The following is a 16,321-nucleotide window of genomic DNA, read 5'->3' as shown; positions in this document are numbered from 1 at the left end:
GTTGGGTGTTCTTTCCTTCGTTGACATTGCGCATAACGACCCCACTTCTAGCAGAGTAGTACGCTGAACGCGGAGGCGTCGATGAGCTGGCTGAAGGATAACGATCCTGTTCCTGGCGATGCCCGCAGCTGCGATGTGATCGAGCAGCTTATCATTCCGCGCGCTCGCGATCTCGGGGGCTTTGAGGTGCGGCGGGCGTTGCCGTCTGCTCAGCGCCAGATGGTCGGGCCCTTCATTTTCTTCGATCAGATGGGGCCGGCGACTTTTCTCGACGGAGAGGGGCTCGATGTGCGCCCGCATCCCCATATCGGCTTGTCGACCGTGACTTATCTTTTTGAAGGACAGATTTTCCATCGCGATAGTCTAGGCACCGCACGGGCCATCGAGCCCGGTGCGGTCAACCTGATGACAGCGGGTTGCGGCATCGTACACTCAGAACGCACGCCAGCGGATGCCCGGACGAAGGGGCAGCGAATGTTCGGCATCCAGTCCTGGATGGCACTGCCGAAAGAGCATGAAGAAACCGCACCGCTATTTTCACACTTCAGCTCGCAAGAGTTGCCGCGCATCACTGGAGAAGGAAAGCGCGTGCGCGTGATACTTGGCGATATCTATGGCGCCAATTCGCCGGTCGATTTCCCGCACGATTGCTTTTATGCGGAGGCCGTCGTTGCGCCGGGCAGTGTGCTTCCGCTCGACGATACGCACGAAGAACGCGCGGCCTACATCGCCTCTGGACGCATCGATGTGGCGGGACAGGGCTTCGGGTCCGGGCAGCTTCTCGTCTTTCGCCCCGGTGACAGAATTTCAATCCTGGCAGAGAGCAATGCCCGGTTGATGCTGTTTGGCGGCGAACCCATGGACGGCCCACGACACATCTGGTGGAACTTTGTTTCGAGTTCAAAGGAACGTATCGAACAGGCCAAAGCAGAGTGGCGTTCCGGCAAATTCGACATCGTGCCTGGGGATGCCGACGAATTCATCCCGCTTCCAGGCGACGGTCCGCCTCAACATCCCGCTGAATGATCAGATCGTGTTGCGATCAGCCGCGGCCGCGATAGGGCGCAACACCCTGGTCGGGCAACCAGACGCCGTCGGGGAGCTTGCCGGTCTGCCAGAATACGTCGATGGGCATACCGCCGCGCGGATACCAATATCCGCCGATGCGCAAGTAATGCGGATCCAGAAGCTTTGCGATGCGCTTGCCTATGGCAACGGTGCAATCCTCGTGGAATGCTCCGTGGTTGCGAAAGGAGGCGAGGTAGAGCTTGAGACTCTTGCTTTCCACCAGCCAGTCGCCAGGTACGTAGTCAATAACGAGGTGCGCGAAGTCCGGCTGTCCCGTCACAGGACATAGCGATGTGAACTCGGGCTGCGTGAAGCGCGCGACGTAGAACGTGTCGGCGTGCGGATTGGCGACGCGCTCCAGCGTGGCGGCGTCCGGGTGTTCCGGAAGCGGGGTCTGCTTGCCAAGAAGTGTGACGCCCTGTCCTTTGCGGCCCATGGCTCCTCAGACTCTCCAAACCTATTCCGCTGCCAATCGCGACTGCCGCGATGGGCCGGTATAGATGCAACCTTCGTGGCAACTGTCGCGATGAACCTCGATCTGCGCCAATCCCGGCACTTTGTTCGACAGCCGGTTCCACAGCCAAATGGCGATTAATTCGAGAGTGGGCTTCTCAAGGCCCTCGACCTCGTTCAGCAGGCGATGGTCAAGCGCGTCCTGCGCCTCTGCAATCGCGGAGGACAGGTCGTCAAAATGGAAGATCAAGCCGGTATCGGCGCTGGGCTCGCCTTCGATCAGGATGCGCGCACGGAACGAATGCCCGTGAATGCGGGAATTCGGATGGCCTTGCGGTGCCGAGGGGAGGAAGTGGGCCGCCTCGAACTGGAAGTCTCGATAGATACGCATGGTGGGTCAAATAGGCGATTTCGCCGCCTCAAACCAGCCCCGCGGCGTCGCAGATCGTATAAAAGGGCCGCCCAGCACGCTGGCGCAGAGTTAACTGCAGGCACAGCCCCTACAACATATGCATTTTAGCGGGTTTCTCTAGCGGATCCCAAGGACCTTGTGGGTTTGAACTGAAAGCCGCCAGGGTGGATTGGCCATGCAATAGGCGACCGCGGCTTTTGTGTTCTCCGCCTGAGCGGGCCCGTCCATCGGCTGCAGAAAGAAGTGATCAAAATCGAGCCCCTTTACCGCCTCGGGCAAGAGATCGCTCTGGGGGTAGACGAGCTTCAACTCATCGCCGCGCGTCTGCTTCAGAGGCGCGCCGGCCTTGGGCGATACGCAGATCCAGTCGATGTCGTCTGGGACCGGGAGGGTGCCGTTGGTCTCGATGGCAATCGCAAAGCCTTCGTCATGGAGTGCGTTGACCAATTCTGTGTCGACCTGGAGCATCGGCTCGCCGCCCGTAAGTACGACAAGGCTGGGGCCGGACTGCCCGGTCATAGCGGCGCGGCAAGCCTTGGCGAGGTCGTGGGCGTCGGCGAATTTGCCGCCGCCCGATCCATCGGTGCCCACAAAATCGGTATCGCAGAAGCGGCAAACGGCGCTTTCCCGGTCAACTTCTCGGCCACTCCAAAGATTGCAGCCCGCAAAACGGCAGAACACCGCCGGTGTGCCCGCGTTGGCGCCTTCGCCCTGCAATGTGTAGAAGATTTCCTTGACCTGATACATCGAACCACGCGGCACATTGAATTCTCTGGTCCCCTATAGGACGGCCGGCGCGTGAAGTCATCGAACATTGAAGAAACAGGACGTCGGCGGTTCTCGCGGGATTGCGGCTGCTTCTGTGGCGGACTCATTGGCGAGACCAGGAGGCTCAGGGTGCGTCGAATGCGAGGACAGGAACCGTACGCAGCGTGAGCTTCTTGGAGACCATCTCGATGGCCGTGCGGACACCTGCGGGCTTTTCCATGGGCTTGTTGGCGACTGGAAACAGCATGACCAGAAGCGCGAAGCCAACCACGAAGTTCACCGAGCGAACTGCTGTGCTGTTGGAGTTGCGTGCCATCTGGGTTGACCTTGGGTTGGGGTTGCCGGGTTTGTCGCTTCGTCGTGTGGTTTGGGTTCATCGCTCGGGTGTGAGGATGTGATAGCGCGCACCTGACTGGGCCTCAGTTCCCGGCGGAACAGGCCATAACCACATAGAATGCAAAGATTATTTTGGTTCGAAGCGATAAGCCCGGTCGGCGATGGTCGTCCGGGGATGAGCCCGCGCGCTCAAATCAGGGGTTAATCCTCGTGCACGAGCGCATGATGGATAGCACGTAGCTCGGCCTTAGGATCGGGAAAGCGCTCATAGTCCATGGGGCTGTTTGCGTACCAGTAGCGCGCGTTCGAGGCTTCCCCTTCGAGCTTGTGATGGAGTGCATGGAGCCAATTGGCGAGCGGGTCTCCTTCATGCGCCTGCACAATGGGGTGCACACGCTCCCAATCTCCCGCCAAAGCCGCATCGAGCGCCTTCATCAGGTCGTTGAATGCTTCCGGGCTTCTTGCCATTCCTGCCATCCTTTGGCGCGCAAACCGCACGCCGGGCAATGTCCGCATCCGTATCCCCACGGATGCCTGCGGCTGCGAATGCCGACATAACAAGTATGGGTCTCTTCGGTCACCAGTTCAACGAGCGGCGCACCGCCGAGCGCTTCCGTCATGGCCCAGGTACCAGCCTTGTCCACGTACATAAGTGGCGTTTGGATTGTAACCGGCCTGTCGATGCCAAGCGAGATGGCGCGGGCCAATGTCTGTAGCGTTTCATTGCGGCAGTCGGGATAACCGGAATAGTCGGTTTCGCACATGCCGCCGACGAGAACCGAAATTCCGCGCCTCCAGCCGAGGGCCGCCGCGTAGGTGAAGAAAAGCAGGTTGCGCCCGGGCACGAACGTCGACGGTAATCCGGTTTCGCCGATTTCGATCTCTTTATCGCGGGTCAGTGCGGTTTCGCTGATCTCGCCAAGCGCAGGTAGTTTCAGCACACGGTCGGGTCCCAATCGCGACGTCCACTCGGGAAACTCGTGCCGCAATCGCTCCAGAATTATCTGGCGCACATCCAACTCGACCCGGTGGCGCTGCCCGTAGTCGAAGCCGATCGTTTCGACGCGCGCATAACGCGTCAGCGCCCAGGCAAGACACACGGTGGAGTCTTGACCTCCAGAAAACAGTACAAGGGCGGCTGTCTCACTCACGGGTCACGCTCACAGATTACAAACTCTTGCCATCGACATGCCGGGGTGTGCAGATGGCAGGGTCGACGCCGTCGAGGCAACGGACGTTGATCGCCACCATCTCGGCTCCGCCGGGCGCGGTGCCGCGTGCAAACGATCGAACGCCGCAGGTCTTGCAGAAGACATGGTGAATGCGCTTCTGGTTGAACTGATAATCGGTCAGCGCGTCGTCACCCGCCAGCAGCTTGAAGTCGGCGGCGGGCACGAATGTCAGCATCCAGCCCGTCTTCTGGCAGATCGAGCAGTTGCAGACGACCGTCGCACTTAGATCTGTTTTTACTTCGTAGCGCACATTTCCGCAGTGGCAGCCACCTGAATAGGTCTTGGCATCAGTCATTTGTGCCTCCAACGCCGACGCGCCGCCCGGCAGGGTAGGCTGGCCCCATCCGTACAGACTTTTCACTGTCGGAAAACGGGGTTACAACGCGCGCACTCCCTTCTAGCCGCCACTTCGCGCTAATCAACTCCTACCTATCCAAAGGACCAAACATGACGGCAATCGTCGATATCATCGGACGTGAAATTCTCGACAGCCGGGGCAATCCAACGGTTGAGGTCGACGTTGTGCTCGAAGATGGCGCCTTTGGCCGCGCTGCCGTGCCTTCGGGCGCCTCGACGGGCGCGCATGAGGCCAACGAACTGCGTGACGGTGACAAGTCACGTTATCAAGGCAAAGGCGTCCAGAAGGCCGTCGATGCCGTCAACGGCGAGATCTTTGATGCGCTTGCGGGGATGGACGCCGAGGATCAGCGTGGTCTCGACGCCGCCATGATCAAACTCGACGGCACCAAGAACAAGAGCCGCCTGGGTGCCAATGCTATCCTGGGTGTCTCGCTGGCGGCCGCGAAGGCAGCAGCCGAAAGCTCGGGGCTTCCGCTTTATCGCTATGTCGGTGGCGCGACGGCGCACATCTTGCCGGTTCCCATGATGAACATCATCAACGGTGGCGCCCACGCCGACAACCCGATCGACATCCAGGAATTCATGATCATGCCGGTTTCCGCCGAGACGGTGGCGGACGCCATCCGTATGGGCGCAGAGATCTTTCACACCTTGAAGAAAAACCTCAAAGACGCCGGTCATAGCACGTCGGTTGGCGACGAGGGCGGTTTCGCACCAGGTTTGAAAAGTGCAGATGAAGCGCTGACCTTTATCATGAAGGCAATCGAGAAGTCCGGCTACAAGCCTGGCGAAGACGTGATGCTGGCGCTCGATTGCGCTTCCACCGAGTACTACAAGGACGGCAAATATCATCTGGAGGGCGAGGGCAAAACTCTGTCGAGCGAAGACAACGTGAAATACCTCGAAGGGCTCATCTCGCGCTTCCCCATCATCTCCGTCGAGGATGGCATGGCAGAGGACGATTGGCCGGGTTGGAAAATGCTCACGGACGCCGTCGGCAAGCGCTGCCAGCTCGTCGGCGACGATCTGTTCGTCACCAATACCGAGCGGTTGAGCGAGGGAATTGCCAACGCAACCGCCAACTCTATCTTGGTGAAGGTCAACCAGATCGGTTCTCTGACGGAAACGCTTGACGCCGTTTTGATGGCCCAGCGCGCCGGTTACACCGCTGTCATGTCGCATCGCTCGGGCGAGACGGAAGATTCCACGATCGCGGATCTGGCTGTGGCGACCAATTGCGGACAAATCAAAACCGGTTCGCTGTCGCGGTCCGACCGGCTTGCCAAGTACAATCAGCTGATCCGTATCGAGGGCGAATTAGGCGACGTGGCCCGCTACGCCGGCCGCTCCATCCTGAAGGCGGGCGCCTAGTTCCGTTCCATACCAAAGGAAAATCACATAGGTCGAGGAGCAAGATAACTTCTCGCTCTCCTCGTTTTTGCGCTGGCGCTAACCCAGCGCAGATGCCACGGCGGCCAAATCACCTTTTTTCTAAAATCGAACGCTGTTTTACGTGGTCTTTACCCTCGCAGGCGTAGGGTCTTCTCGTGCTCCAGTGCTCCCCTGAAAAACTCGGAGACCCGTGAACCCGTGCTGCGTTCCAATTCGCATGAAGTCCAAGTCAGGCCTCGCCCCCGTGTTCGGCAAGCGCTGGTGTTGCTTGCTTGCCTAGTTTCGAGCGCCTACTTCGGATTTCATGCGCTTCACGGTCGTCATGGGCTCGATGCACGCAATCAGCTGCTTGAGCGCTCGGCGCTGCTGGATTTCGAGATCAAGAGCCTTGAGACTGTCCGCTCCAAGCTCGAGCGCGACGTAGCACTCCTTTCGCCTCAAAAGCCTGATCCAGATATGGTCGAAGAGATTGCGCGAGATGTACTGGGCTACGTACGCCCCGACGACGTAATTGTGCCCCAGCAACCTTGATCATCATCTCTTGCTTAACAGACGGTCGTTCCTACTTGATGGCCTCGTCCTGGCGGTTAAGTTAGATGTTTGCGGCTGACGAGTTTGAGGAACGAGCGATGAGTGAAAGCAACAGACCGTCCAAGGAACCGCCCATTGAGCTCGATCTCCCGGAAGGGATCGAGGAGGCCGAGCAGTCGGTCGAATTGGTGCGGGCCTGGATTGCCGATGGCGCTCTTTTGGTGTCGCTCAATGCGGATGCCTTCGGTGAGCGCGTTTCCGACTGGGGACGCTTGCTGTCGGAGATCACCGAGCACGTTGCCAAGGCCACCGCGCTTCAGGGCCATATGAGCGAGGCCGAAGCGGAATCCATCATTCGCCAGACCTACACAGCCTCGGGACTTGTTCAGGGCAGCCAGTCCCGCGCCCGCACGGCGGAAGGTCGCATACTGCGCACCAAGCACTGAGGCGAAATAGCGATTTTTTCTGGTTATTCTCACAATTGAAATATTAGCGACCCATGTTGATTTAGCCCAAGATCCTGTTCCTTCGGATGTGACCGGCACGCATCTATTTGGATGTTTCCACAGCAACCCGAATCAAGGCTTCCACTTCCACGTGGACGAGGCGGAGGCGCGTCTTGCCCTCCCGTAAGGCTTTCGCCTAAGCCGAGTGATCAAAGCGTGTGCGTTCGTACGATTTCATATTCACTCGGGGGACGTGCAGATGAAACTGCGTTCTATGGCAGTAGCAGCAGGTTTTGGCCTCTTGGCGGCTGGTTGTTCGTCAGATGGCGGCCTGCAGACAGCTTCTATCACCAAGCCTGCTGAGCCCGTCGCAGCGGTTGATCCAACCTGCGTGGCGCTCACCAACCAGATCGATACGCTGCGCAAGCAGGGAAGTATCGAGAAACTTGAGCAGGCCGCCGCCGGCAAGGCGACGAGCGTCAAGGTCAAACGTGAGGCTCTGGTCCAACAGGCCGAGCTCAATCGCGTAAATGCGGAATTCCAGACCCGATGCGGGCCGAAAATGCCGCAGGTGGCGTCCACGGTGCAGGTACCGGCTGTCCAGCCGGTTCAATCGCCTCAGGCTCCGCAATAATCCAGATGCGACACGGAAAATGCCTGCACGCGGCGCGGGGCGTGTGCAGGCATGAGGCCACTGCAGAACAGCCATTCCATGACGCTGAAAGGGTCTGATCTTGCTCTGATGCGGTGTTGCCACACCTTGGCCACGGGGGCTTGCGAAGCTATTTCTCGTGTGTTCAACACAAGGCCTGGAATAAATCTGTCATGACGTTGTCATGACTTTACGGCGGTACGATTCAGGCGCGAACCTCTCGATGGACGACGGCATAATGCGGCAACTTATCGGTCTCGGCCTTGCGTGTGTATCAGCGGCAGCTCTTGCCGGCTGCGGAGGCGCGTCGGGCGGCGATCCCGGTGCCAAGCCTTTGCCTATGGGCGAGTCCTGCGGATCCATTCGTAGCGAGTTGAACCGGCTCGATTCCAAGGGCGTGCCTGCACTTGTCGAGCGCGCAAGCAACGGCGGCAAGCTCAACGCCTCGCAGCGTTCGGATGTCGATTCCTATAACAATCTGCTCAATCAGTATCTGGGCGCGCGCTGCCACGTCTGACGACAGGCGTTTCGGTAAGCATTCCGCAGGTGTGTTGACCTCGTGCTATGGACGCGGCGTGTCGCGTCTGAGTATTTTGGTGCGGACGTAAGCTTGCAAACAGAGGCAGCCCATCATGGATGACAATACGCGCGCACTGATCGTCTTCGCGTTGGTCGGCATCGTCGCTGGATTTCTGGCTTCCATCGTCGTTGGTGGCGGCGGACTGATCCAATACTTGCTCTCCGGCGTGATCGGCGCATTCGTTGGCGGCTACCTGTTGCGCTTGTTGGGCGTGAACCTCGGCATTTCCAATCCCCTGGTATCGCAGATCGTGACGTCGACCATCGGCGCCATAGTCGTTGTGCTCGTCGCCAGGATGATCTCTTGAGCCGCTCTCCGTCGAGCCGCGCCCGCCACAACGAGGAGCGCTAGCGGGTGCCGACGTTTTCGACCAAGCGCAATGTGCCGTTCTCTGCCCGCCAGATGTTCGACCTCGTCGCCGATGTGGAGAGGTATCCTGAATTCTTGCCGATGTGCACTGGCCTGCGTCTGATCTCACGTACGCAGACGCCGAATGGGGGCACCGAACTGGTTGCCCGCATGAGCGTGGGCTACAAAGCCATCCGAGAGAGCTTTACGACCCGCGTCACCCTCGTGCCCGATGACCTCCACATCGATGTCGCCTACCTCGATGGGCCGTTTTCGCATCTGGAGAATAGATGGAGGTTCGTCGATCTGGCTCAGGGTTCGGAAATTGACTTCTACATCACCTATCAATTCCGCTCTACGATGCTGGGTATGGTGGTGGGCGCCGTTTTCGATCAGGCCTTCCGCAAATTCGCCGAGGCATTTGAGACGCGCGCAGGCAAAGTCTACGGCACCCCAGCCGCGATAACGCCGCCTGTGCGTCCAGCGTAGCTTTGCTCCAAGCGCCGTGCCCTGAGGGTTTAATAGACCGCCTTGTTCCCGTTCCGCACGCTTTGTAGCCCTTTGACGCTATCGAGCCCACGCGCGCCCGTGAGGATGGTTCCCTCCAGATCGGCACCTGTCAGGTCTGCTCCAGAGAGGTTAGCTCCTTGAAGATTGGCGCCTGATAAGTCGGCATTGACGAGAATGCTGTCGGAGAGATCCGCGTTGCGCAAGTTGGCGAAATTCATCAAGGCATGTGTCAAATCCGTGCGCTTGAGGATTGCGTTCGAAAGATCCGCACCGGCGAGTTCGGTACGCCAGATCACCTCGATGAACCCGGTTTTGCCGAACGGTGCACAATAGGCATCGGTCAGGTCCGCGCCTGAAAGGTTCGCGCTCGAAAGGCGGGCGAAGATGCGAGCGTTGCGCAGGTTTGCTCCCTTGAAGCTTGGCGCTTCATTCGGCACTGGCGTCAAACCCGAAAACGTGTTTGGCCGCAGAATGGAAGATCCTTCCATATCGGCTGCATCAAATTTCGCGCCGATGATCGACGATCGGTCGAGAACAGCACCTTTCAGGTCCGAGTGTGAAAGGTTGGCTCCAGAAAGATCCGCGCCGAACAGATTGGCTTTGGCCAAACGCGTACCTTTGAAGTCGATACCGGATAGGTCGAGGCCGTTGAGGTCCTTGCCTGACAGGTCCGGCGTCGCTCCGGCCTGCGCGCCAAAAAGCTGCTTCGTCAGTTGTCGCGCCGTATAGTCGGCCCCAAGTGCAAATCCACCGGAGCCGATCGCGACCAGCGCAACGGCCGCCACCACCAGAAACCCGCGATTGGCGGCGAAAACTCGCTCTCTGAGCGATTTCATCTCATCACCTCCTCAACGAGGTCCAAAGCGGCGTTCACGCTGGCCAGCCGGATCTCGTTACGGCTTAGAGGCCCGAAGCGAAATTCTCGCGCCGCCACGCCGCCATTGCGATCTCGCGCGGCAATGAAAACAAGCCCGACTGGCTTTTCGTCGGTGCCGCCGCCGGGGCCAGCGACACCAGTAATCGCAACCGCAATATCCGCCCGCGAGCGTAGAAGCGCACCCTGTGCCATAGCAGCCGCTACTTGGCGGCTCACGGCTCCGAGCTTTGAAACAAGCGCGACGGGAACGCCCAAGCACTCGCTCTTGGCTTCGTTGGAATAGGTGACGAAGCCCCGGTCCACGACATCGGAAGAGCCCGGAATTTCGGTCAGGAGCCCGGAAACGAGCCCTCCTGTGCAGCTTTCTGCCGAAACGAGCCGTATCCCACGGGACCGGCAGATCTCAAGCAATGCCTCAGCGCGCTTCAGCAGGGGCGGAGTGAACATCTTGTGTCCTGTCACATGACGAATGCAATTCGGGGAGCGCTTTGGGCGAAGCGCTCCCCGGTATGTTATCATGCGAGGACATTCTAGAGAGAGGCGGAATTTGCAGATCGCCTGGCTGATCAGGCGGCTGCTAGCCTCTCGGCCTGGGTCAACAGACCGTCGAGGACTTCTCGACTGCCGGTGCCCATGGCACCGACGGTCTTTTTCTGCGCATCCTGCCAAATCGGGAAGGCATCCTTCAGTACGGCCTGACCTTTGGGCGTCAGGTGGAGGCCGCGACCACGCCGTCCGGCGGGCGGATCCATGATGATATGGCCAAGCGCCAGAAGACGCTTCAGGTTGCGCGACAGTGTCGACTTTTCGATATCGAGCTCGTGCCCGATCTCGACAGCCGTAATGCCATCACGGGAGGCCAACTGCGCGAGCAAGGTATACTGGCTCGCGGTGATGCCGAGTGGGCGCAGGGCATCGTCGTAGACTCGGGTGATGATACGCGAGAGTTGACGCACGCGGGTAGCAAGACACGTTTCCGATGTAGCTTCAGCGATAGCGCTGATCGCGGTATCGGCAGGCCTAGCGTCGAGGTTCTGAGGCATAATATTCATGTCGGCTCCCACGTTGGTCGTGGCAATACAACCACTGACCTATGTGATGCAGCGATTCTGCCAGAGGGGTCAACGACGGACCCGTTGTTAAATGGCAACGTTGAGCGCGCAACAGAACAAAAAACGAGAGAGAAAAACCCTCAATTCCCCAAGCAAGGCACCTCCAGGCGCTGAAGGGTGGCGATGGCCTGGGCGGCGAGCCCCTCGCGCCGGCCAACGAAGCCCATCCCCTCCATCGTGGTAGCCTTAATTCCAATCCTGTCCGGGCTAAGATGCAGTAGCTCCGCTATCACGGCTTTCATAGCTGCCCGATGCGGGCCGATCTTCGGGGCCTCGGCGAGAACCGTAATGTCGACGTTGCTGATCGACCAGCCACCTTCCCGCGCGATCTTGGCAGCGTGTTCAAGAAAGATGCGAGACGGGGCGCCCTTCCACTGCGGATCGGAGGGCGGAAAGTGCTGACCGATGTCGGCTTCGCCCAAGGCGCCCAGAACCGCATCCGTCAAAGCGTGCAGCACAACGTCGGCATCCGAGTGGCCTTCAAGCTTCTGGGTGTGGGGGATGGCCACGCCGCCCAGCCAGACATGGTCACCTTCGGTGAACCTGTGAACGTCGAAGCCCGTGCCAGTGCGGATCTCGAAATTCGGCATGTTGCTGGCTGGTGCAGCGCCGTTGGCTTCTGCCATCTCGATGTCCTCCGCTGTGGTGATCTTGATGTTGGCGGCGCTGCCCATCACAAGCTGAACGTCAAGTCCGGCCCGCTCGGCTACCGCGGCATCGTCGGTGAGGTCCGTTGCGCCTGCGCGTGCGGCCTCCCGATGTGCCGCCAAAATGGAGGAGAAGGCAAAACCTTGTGGCGTCTGGGCGCGCCAGAGGCCTTCACGCTGAACGGTGGCAGAGATGGTGCCCCGGGCGTCCGAACGCTTCAACGTATCTGTCACGGGCAGTGCCAGAATGGCTCCAGGACGGCTGGCAAGCGCGGTGCAAATTCGCCGCAACTCCTCCGCCGACACGAACGGTCGTGCGGCATCGTGGATTAGCACATGGGAAGGAGCAGCGGCTCCCAACCTCGCCAGGGCTTCCAATCCACATAGAACAGACTGCTGGCGCGTGGCGCCACCTTCGACCGGCGGACGGATCTTGCGCCGGTTCTCAGGGTCGAGATTGCTGCTCGCCCAGGCCACAACCGCATCATAGCTGCTCGTGTCGTCTGGATGGATAACCACCTGAACAATATCAACGAAGTCCGGAAACACAGCCAATGAGGATCCCAGGATCGGAGTGCCGCGGATTGCCACATATTGTTTGGGAAGCAAGTCCTGCCTTGTCGCGCGCGATCCGCGACCGGCGGCGACGATGAGGGCAGCAATTTTCAAAGGTTAATACTCCGGCTGCAGCAGGTCCGCGCGAGCGTTAGCCCCGATGCGAGAATACGGCAATTGGGAAAAGGGCGTTGTTTGCACTTGCGAAAGCCCTTACGGCTGCCTATTGTGCCCAAGGACAAGGCAACTTGATTGACTGCACAAATTGAAGGCAAGCGCGCTGACGGGGATACTTGGTGCCACCCTTCCGAAGACGCAGATCAAAGAGGCTTCGCAAACTTAAAGCATGACTAAGGGCGTTCGAAAAACCGCTTTCGCTGAATTGGCGAATGCCGCGTGTCCGGTGGCGCTGGCACCGATGTCGGGCGTGAGCGATCTGCCTTTCCGACGTCTTGCACATCGGCTTGGCGCGCCACTCGTTGTTTCAGAAATGATTGCGAGCGAAGAGCTGGCGCGTAACGCCAAACATATTCTGCGCCGTGCGGAAGGTCGTGAGCTGACTCCCTTCGTCATTCAGCTTGCAGGCCGCGAAGCCAAGTGGATGGCCGAGGGTGCAGCTGTGGCGGAGCAGAAGGGCGCCGACGCCATCGACATCAACATGGGCTGCCCAGCGCGCGAGGTGACAGGCAAACTGTCTGGGTCCGCACTCATGCGTAATCTCGATCATGCGCAATCTTTGATCCGTGCGGTGGTTTCTGCTGTGTCGGTTCCGGTCACGCTGAAGATGCGGCTGGGATGGGATGACAAGTCGCGCAATGCGCGTGAGCTTGCAAAACGCGCGCAGAGCGAAGGCGTACAGCTCATTACTGTGCACGGGCGCACCCGATGCCAATTCTTTACAGGACGCGCCGATTGGGCTGCAGTGCGTGAGGTCGTCGACGCGGTGGATCTGCCCGTTCTGGTCAATGGTGACATCCTGAGCGTCGAGGATGCGATGACCGCACGCGCGCAATCAGGCGCGCGAGGCGTGATGGTTGGACGTGGCGCTTACGGTGCGCCGTGGCTGCCCGGTCAAATTTCAAAAGCCTTTGAGAGCGGCAACGATCCTGGGACTCCCGGTCTTGAAGAGCAATGCCAGATTGCCCGGACACATTTCGCCGACATGCTTGAACATTACGGCCGCGAGCTTGGTCTTAAAAACGCGCGCAAGCACATCGGCTGGTATCTGATTTCTTCTGGGCGCCCAGAATTGACAGTGAAGGCGTGGCGTCGGCGACTTTGCACGCAGGAGGATCCGCGTGTGGTCCTCGATGAGCTTGAGCAATTTTATGTCGAACCCGAGAGGCTTGCAGCATGAGCGGCAGTTCAGCGTCTTCCCGCAGAACGACGAGTGGCAAGTCGGTTCCGGGCGCCTTGTCTATGCGCGACGTCGATAGCGAAGCATTGCTGGCGGCTTTACCCCATCCGATTATGGTGATTGACGCCAATAACAACATCGCGTTTGCCAACGCCGCGGCCGAAGCGTTCTTCTCCATGGGGGAGGCCGTGTTGAAGCGCGCACGCATCAGCGATGTCGTTGCATTCGGATGTCCACTCTTGAGCCTTGTTGAGCAGGTTCATCAAACAGGCTCGACCGTAAATGAATACGGTATCGAGGTTGCGACCCCGCGTTTCTCTCAGCCCAAGCTGATCGATGTCTACGGCGGCCCGATGTCGGATGATCCTTCCCGCATCTTCATCATGATCCAACAGCGCAACATGGCGCAGATGATCGAGCGGCAACTGACGCATCGCGCAGCCGCACGCTCAGTCTCGGGCATGGCAGGCGTCCTGGCCCACGAGATCAAGAACCCGTTGTCGGGCATCCGCGGAGCTGCGCAGCTGCTCGAACCAAGTTTGTCGGACGACGATCGTACCTTAACGCAGCTGATCTGCACCGAAACCGACCGAATCCGGAATCTCGTGGACCGCATGGAGGTGTTCGGAGACGAACGGCCCCTGGCCAAGGAGGCCGTCAACATCCATGACGTGCTTCATCACGTCCGCAAGATCTCCGAATCTGGTTTTGGCCGCGGCATACGCCACGTGGAAGACTACGATCCTTCGCTTCCTTTTGTGCTGGGCAATCGCGACAAGCTCGTCCAGGCGTTCCTCAACCTTGTCAAGAACGCAGCGGAAGCCATCGGAGACAAGCGCGAGCAGGGCCGCATCGTCCTGACGACTGCCTTCCGCCCCGGCGTGCGACTCGTCGTGCCGGGCTCCGACACGCGCGTAAGTTTACCGTTGATGATCCAGATCGAGGACAACGGCGGCGGCATTCCTGAACACATAAAGGCGCACCTGTTCGATCCCTTTGTGACCACGAAGGTTTCGGGCACCGGCCTGGGGCTCGCGCTTGTTGCCAAGATCATTTCTGATCATGGCGGCGTCATCGAGTGCGATAGCGAGCCCAAGCGGACTGTCTTCCGCGTCCTGCTACCGATGCAGGATCGCGTGCGTACACAACCCAGTTCGAACCAACCAGCCTAGAGGATCTTAAGGCATGGCACGCGGCACGGTGCTGATCGCAGACGACGACACGGCCATCCGGACGGTGTTGAACCAGGCGCTAGCGCGGGCAGGTTATGCTCCGCGCGCGACTGGGAATGCAGCAACCCTATGGCGCTGGGTCAGTCAGGGTGAGGGCGACGTCGTGATAACGGACGTCATCATGCCGGATGAGAACGCTTTCGATCTCATCCCCCGCATGAAGAAGTTGCGTCCAGATCTGCCCATCATCGTCATGAGTGCGCAAAATACGCTTATGACGGCGCTTACCGCGGCTGAGAAGGGTGCCTACGAGTATCTCCCCAAACCTTTCGACCTGAGCGAAGTCGTGGCCGTCGTCGGTCGCGCTTTGTCGGAGCCGGGTCGCAAGCGGCCGACTTCAGGCGGTGAAGTCGACGGTGAGGATCTTCCGCTCATCGGCCGCTCACCTGCTATGCAGGAGATTTATCGCATCCTGGCGCGACTTACCCAGACCGATCTCACTGTAATGATCACGGGTGAAAGCGGTACTGGCAAAGAACTCGTCGCGCGTGTGCTGCACGACTTCGGCAAGCGCCGCCAAGGTCCGTTTGTGCCCATCAATATGGCTGCAATCCCGCGTGAACTTATTGAGAGCGAGCTGTTCGGCCACGAAAAGGGAGCATTCACCGGAGCCCAGTCGCGAACGCCGGGCCGGTTCGAGCAGGCTGAAGGCGGCACGCTGTTCCTCGACGAGATTGGCGACATGCCACTGGAAGCGCAGACCCGTCTGCTGCGTGTCCTGCAACAGGGCGAATACACCACGGTCGGTGGGCGCACGCCTATCAAGACCAATGTTCGCATCATTGCTGCCACACACCGTGATCTCAAAACTCAGATCCAGCAGGGGCTTTTCCGCGAGGATCTGTTCTACAGGCTCAACGTTGTGCCGATGCGGCTGCCCCCGCTGCGGGAGCGAACGGAGGACGTCGGCGACCTTGTACGACATTTCCTTCGTCTTGCCGGTCGCGAGGGCCTCGGCCAGAAAACCATCGAGTCGGGCGCCATCGAGCGGTTGAAGGCTCATCCCTGGCCCGGCAACGTGCGCGAACTGGAGAACGTCGTGCGCCGGCTGGTTGCTCTCCATCCTCAGGAAACGCTCACGGCGCAGATCGTGGAGCAGGAGCTTGCTGGCTCCTCCCCGCCGCCCAACTCCTCCGCTTCGAGCGATAGCGGTGATCTGACCGAAGCAGTCGAGCGCTATCTGACGCGTTACTTCTCGTCCTTTGGAAACGAACTTCCGCCGCCGGGTCTTTACGACCGGATTATTCGCGACGTTGAAAAGCCATTGCTGTCGGCTGCGCTGGCCGCTACGCGCGGCAATCAGATCCGTGCAGCCGAGTTGCTCGGCCTCAACCGCAATACGTTGAGAGCACGCATTCGCGATCTCAACATCCGCGTCTTGCGCACCGTGGAAGGCTGAAGCTGCGTTCTGCGAACCGGTGTCGCATGGGCCTGTCGCGATGCCGCGCCCATG

General features: G+C 59.6%; 22 protein-coding genes. 11 read left to right on the top strand and 11 right to left on the bottom strand.

From position 1 onward, the window contains the following. Positions 1 to 81 precede the first annotated feature (81 nt). Positions 82 to 1,026 (top strand): pirin family protein, encoded by a 945-nt coding sequence (locus R3D51_15685; GenBank protein MEZ5900925.1) that lies wholly within the window; start codon positions 82 to 84, stop codon positions 1,024 to 1,026. A 16-nt stretch (positions 1,027 to 1,042) separates the two neighbouring features. Here the strand turns inward: R3D51_15685 and queF are convergent, their stop codons facing one another. The 7 genes from queF to R3D51_15650 all read right to left on the bottom strand — a co-directional run bounded on the left by queF (position 1,043) and on the right by R3D51_15650 (position 4,564). After that, positions 1,043 to 1,504 carry a preQ(1) synthase gene (gene queF / locus R3D51_15680; protein ID MEZ5900924.1) on the bottom strand — a complete coding sequence of 154 codons (462 nt, stop codon included), beginning with the start codon at positions 1,502 to 1,504 and terminating at the stop codon, positions 1,043 to 1,045. Between the two features lie 21 nt (positions 1,505 to 1,525). Next, positions 1,526 to 1,912, bottom strand: a complete 387-nt coding sequence (locus tag R3D51_15675) for a 6-carboxytetrahydropterin synthase (GenBank protein MEZ5900923.1) — start codon at positions 1,910 to 1,912, stop codon at positions 1,526 to 1,528. Positions 1,913 to 2,050: 138 nt separating this feature from the next. Next, positions 2,051 to 2,680, bottom strand: coding sequence for a 7-carboxy-7-deazaguanine synthase (gene queE, locus R3D51_15670; GenBank protein ID MEZ5900922.1), 630 nt, complete (start codon positions 2,678 to 2,680; stop codon positions 2,051 to 2,053). Positions 2,681 to 2,825: 145 nt separating this feature from the next. Then, positions 2,826 to 3,017: a hypothetical protein gene (locus R3D51_15665; GenBank protein MEZ5900921.1), complete on the bottom strand. Its 192-nt coding sequence runs from the start codon at positions 3,015 to 3,017 to the stop codon at positions 2,826 to 2,828. 221 nt (positions 3,018 to 3,238) lie between these two features. After that, a complete protein-coding gene (locus R3D51_15660) occupies positions 3,239 to 3,505 on the bottom strand; it encodes a hypothetical protein (GenBank protein MEZ5900920.1) in 267 nt (88 codons plus the stop codon). Then, complete coding sequence (gene queC / locus R3D51_15655; GenBank protein MEZ5900919.1) at positions 3,472 to 4,188, bottom strand: 7-cyano-7-deazaguanine synthase QueC; 717 nt, start codon at positions 4,186 to 4,188, stop codon at positions 3,472 to 3,474. Before queC ends, R3D51_15660 begins: the two co-directional genes overlap by 34 nt. Before the next feature lie 16 nt (positions 4,189 to 4,204). After that, complete coding sequence (locus R3D51_15650; GenBank protein MEZ5900918.1) at positions 4,205 to 4,564, bottom strand: GFA family protein; 360 nt, start codon at positions 4,562 to 4,564, stop codon at positions 4,205 to 4,207. A gap of 152 nt (positions 4,565 to 4,716) precedes the next feature. Between R3D51_15650 and eno the strand changes: the two genes are divergently transcribed. From eno to R3D51_15615, 7 genes are all read left to right on the top strand, one after another. Continuing rightward, positions 4,717 to 6,000: a phosphopyruvate hydratase gene (gene eno, locus R3D51_15645; GenBank protein ID MEZ5900917.1), complete on the top strand. Its 1,284-nt coding sequence runs from the start codon at positions 4,717 to 4,719 to the stop codon at positions 5,998 to 6,000. Between the two features lie 282 nt (positions 6,001 to 6,282). Beyond that, positions 6,283 to 6,552: a septum formation initiator family protein gene (locus R3D51_15640; protein MEZ5900916.1), complete on the top strand. Its 270-nt coding sequence runs from the start codon at positions 6,283 to 6,285 to the stop codon at positions 6,550 to 6,552. A gap of 98 nt (positions 6,553 to 6,650) precedes the next feature. Then, positions 6,651 to 6,998 carry a DUF5076 domain-containing protein gene (locus R3D51_15635; protein MEZ5900915.1) on the top strand — a complete coding sequence of 116 codons (348 nt, stop codon included), beginning with the start codon at positions 6,651 to 6,653 and terminating at the stop codon, positions 6,996 to 6,998. A gap of 259 nt (positions 6,999 to 7,257) precedes the next feature. Further along, positions 7,258 to 7,632, top strand: a complete 375-nt coding sequence (locus tag R3D51_15630; GenBank protein MEZ5900914.1) for a hypothetical protein — start codon at positions 7,258 to 7,260, stop codon at positions 7,630 to 7,632. A 202-nt stretch (positions 7,633 to 7,834) separates the two neighbouring features. Then, a complete protein-coding gene (locus R3D51_15625; protein ID MEZ5900913.1) occupies positions 7,835 to 8,167 on the top strand; it encodes a hypothetical protein in 333 nt (110 codons plus the stop codon). Between the two features lie 115 nt (positions 8,168 to 8,282). Continuing rightward, a complete protein-coding gene (locus tag R3D51_15620; GenBank protein ID MEZ5900912.1) occupies positions 8,283 to 8,537 on the top strand; it encodes a GlsB/YeaQ/YmgE family stress response membrane protein in 255 nt (84 codons plus the stop codon). 47 nt (positions 8,538 to 8,584) lie between these two features. Then, positions 8,585 to 9,067, top strand: coding sequence for a type II toxin-antitoxin system RatA family toxin (locus R3D51_15615; protein ID MEZ5900911.1), 483 nt, complete (start codon positions 8,585 to 8,587; stop codon positions 9,065 to 9,067). A 29-nt stretch (positions 9,068 to 9,096) separates the two neighbouring features. Here R3D51_15615 and R3D51_15610 read toward each other — a convergent pair whose 3' ends face one another. From R3D51_15610 to R3D51_15595, 4 genes are all read right to left on the bottom strand, one after another. Beyond that, a complete protein-coding gene (locus R3D51_15610; protein ID MEZ5900910.1) occupies positions 9,097 to 9,924 on the bottom strand; it encodes a pentapeptide repeat-containing protein in 828 nt (275 codons plus the stop codon). After that, positions 9,921 to 10,412: a CinA family protein gene (locus tag R3D51_15605; protein MEZ5900909.1), complete on the bottom strand. Its 492-nt coding sequence runs from the start codon at positions 10,410 to 10,412 to the stop codon at positions 9,921 to 9,923. Before R3D51_15605 ends, R3D51_15610 begins: the two co-directional genes overlap by 4 nt. Before the next feature lie 119 nt (positions 10,413 to 10,531). Next, positions 10,532 to 11,017: a MarR family winged helix-turn-helix transcriptional regulator gene (locus R3D51_15600; GenBank protein MEZ5900908.1), complete on the bottom strand. Its 486-nt coding sequence runs from the start codon at positions 11,015 to 11,017 to the stop codon at positions 10,532 to 10,534. A gap of 140 nt (positions 11,018 to 11,157) precedes the next feature. Then, a complete protein-coding gene (locus R3D51_15595; GenBank protein ID MEZ5900907.1) occupies positions 11,158 to 12,393 on the bottom strand; it encodes a bifunctional 2-C-methyl-D-erythritol 4-phosphate cytidylyltransferase/2-C-methyl-D-erythritol 2,4-cyclodiphosphate synthase in 1,236 nt (411 codons plus the stop codon). A gap of 232 nt (positions 12,394 to 12,625) precedes the next feature. Here R3D51_15595 and dusB point away from each other — a divergent pair, with 232 nt between their 5' ends. Genes dusB through ntrC form a run of 3 tightly spaced genes read left to right on the top strand, consistent with a single transcriptional unit; the run spans position 12,626 to position 16,267 of the window. After that, positions 12,626 to 13,636, top strand: coding sequence for a tRNA dihydrouridine synthase DusB (gene dusB / locus R3D51_15590; GenBank protein ID MEZ5900906.1), 1,011 nt, complete (start codon positions 12,626 to 12,628; stop codon positions 13,634 to 13,636). Beyond that, positions 13,633 to 14,808, top strand: coding sequence for an ATP-binding protein (locus R3D51_15585; protein MEZ5900905.1), 1,176 nt, complete (start codon positions 13,633 to 13,635; stop codon positions 14,806 to 14,808). The genes dusB and R3D51_15585 overlap by 4 nt, the downstream gene beginning before the upstream one ends. Positions 14,809 to 14,821: 13 nt before the next feature. Next, a complete protein-coding gene (gene ntrC / locus R3D51_15580; protein MEZ5900904.1) occupies positions 14,822 to 16,267 on the top strand; it encodes a nitrogen regulation protein NR(I) in 1,446 nt (481 codons plus the stop codon). Positions 16,268 to 16,321: the final 54 nt, after the last annotated feature.

Source organism: Hyphomicrobiaceae bacterium (assembly GCA_041397645.1).
In the GTDB taxonomy this organism is placed as follows: domain Bacteria; phylum Pseudomonadota; class Alphaproteobacteria; order Rhizobiales; family Hyphomicrobiaceae; genus Hyphomicrobium_B.
Note: the sequence above shows the minus strand (reverse complement) of the source record. Positions and strands in the feature narration are given on the sequence as shown.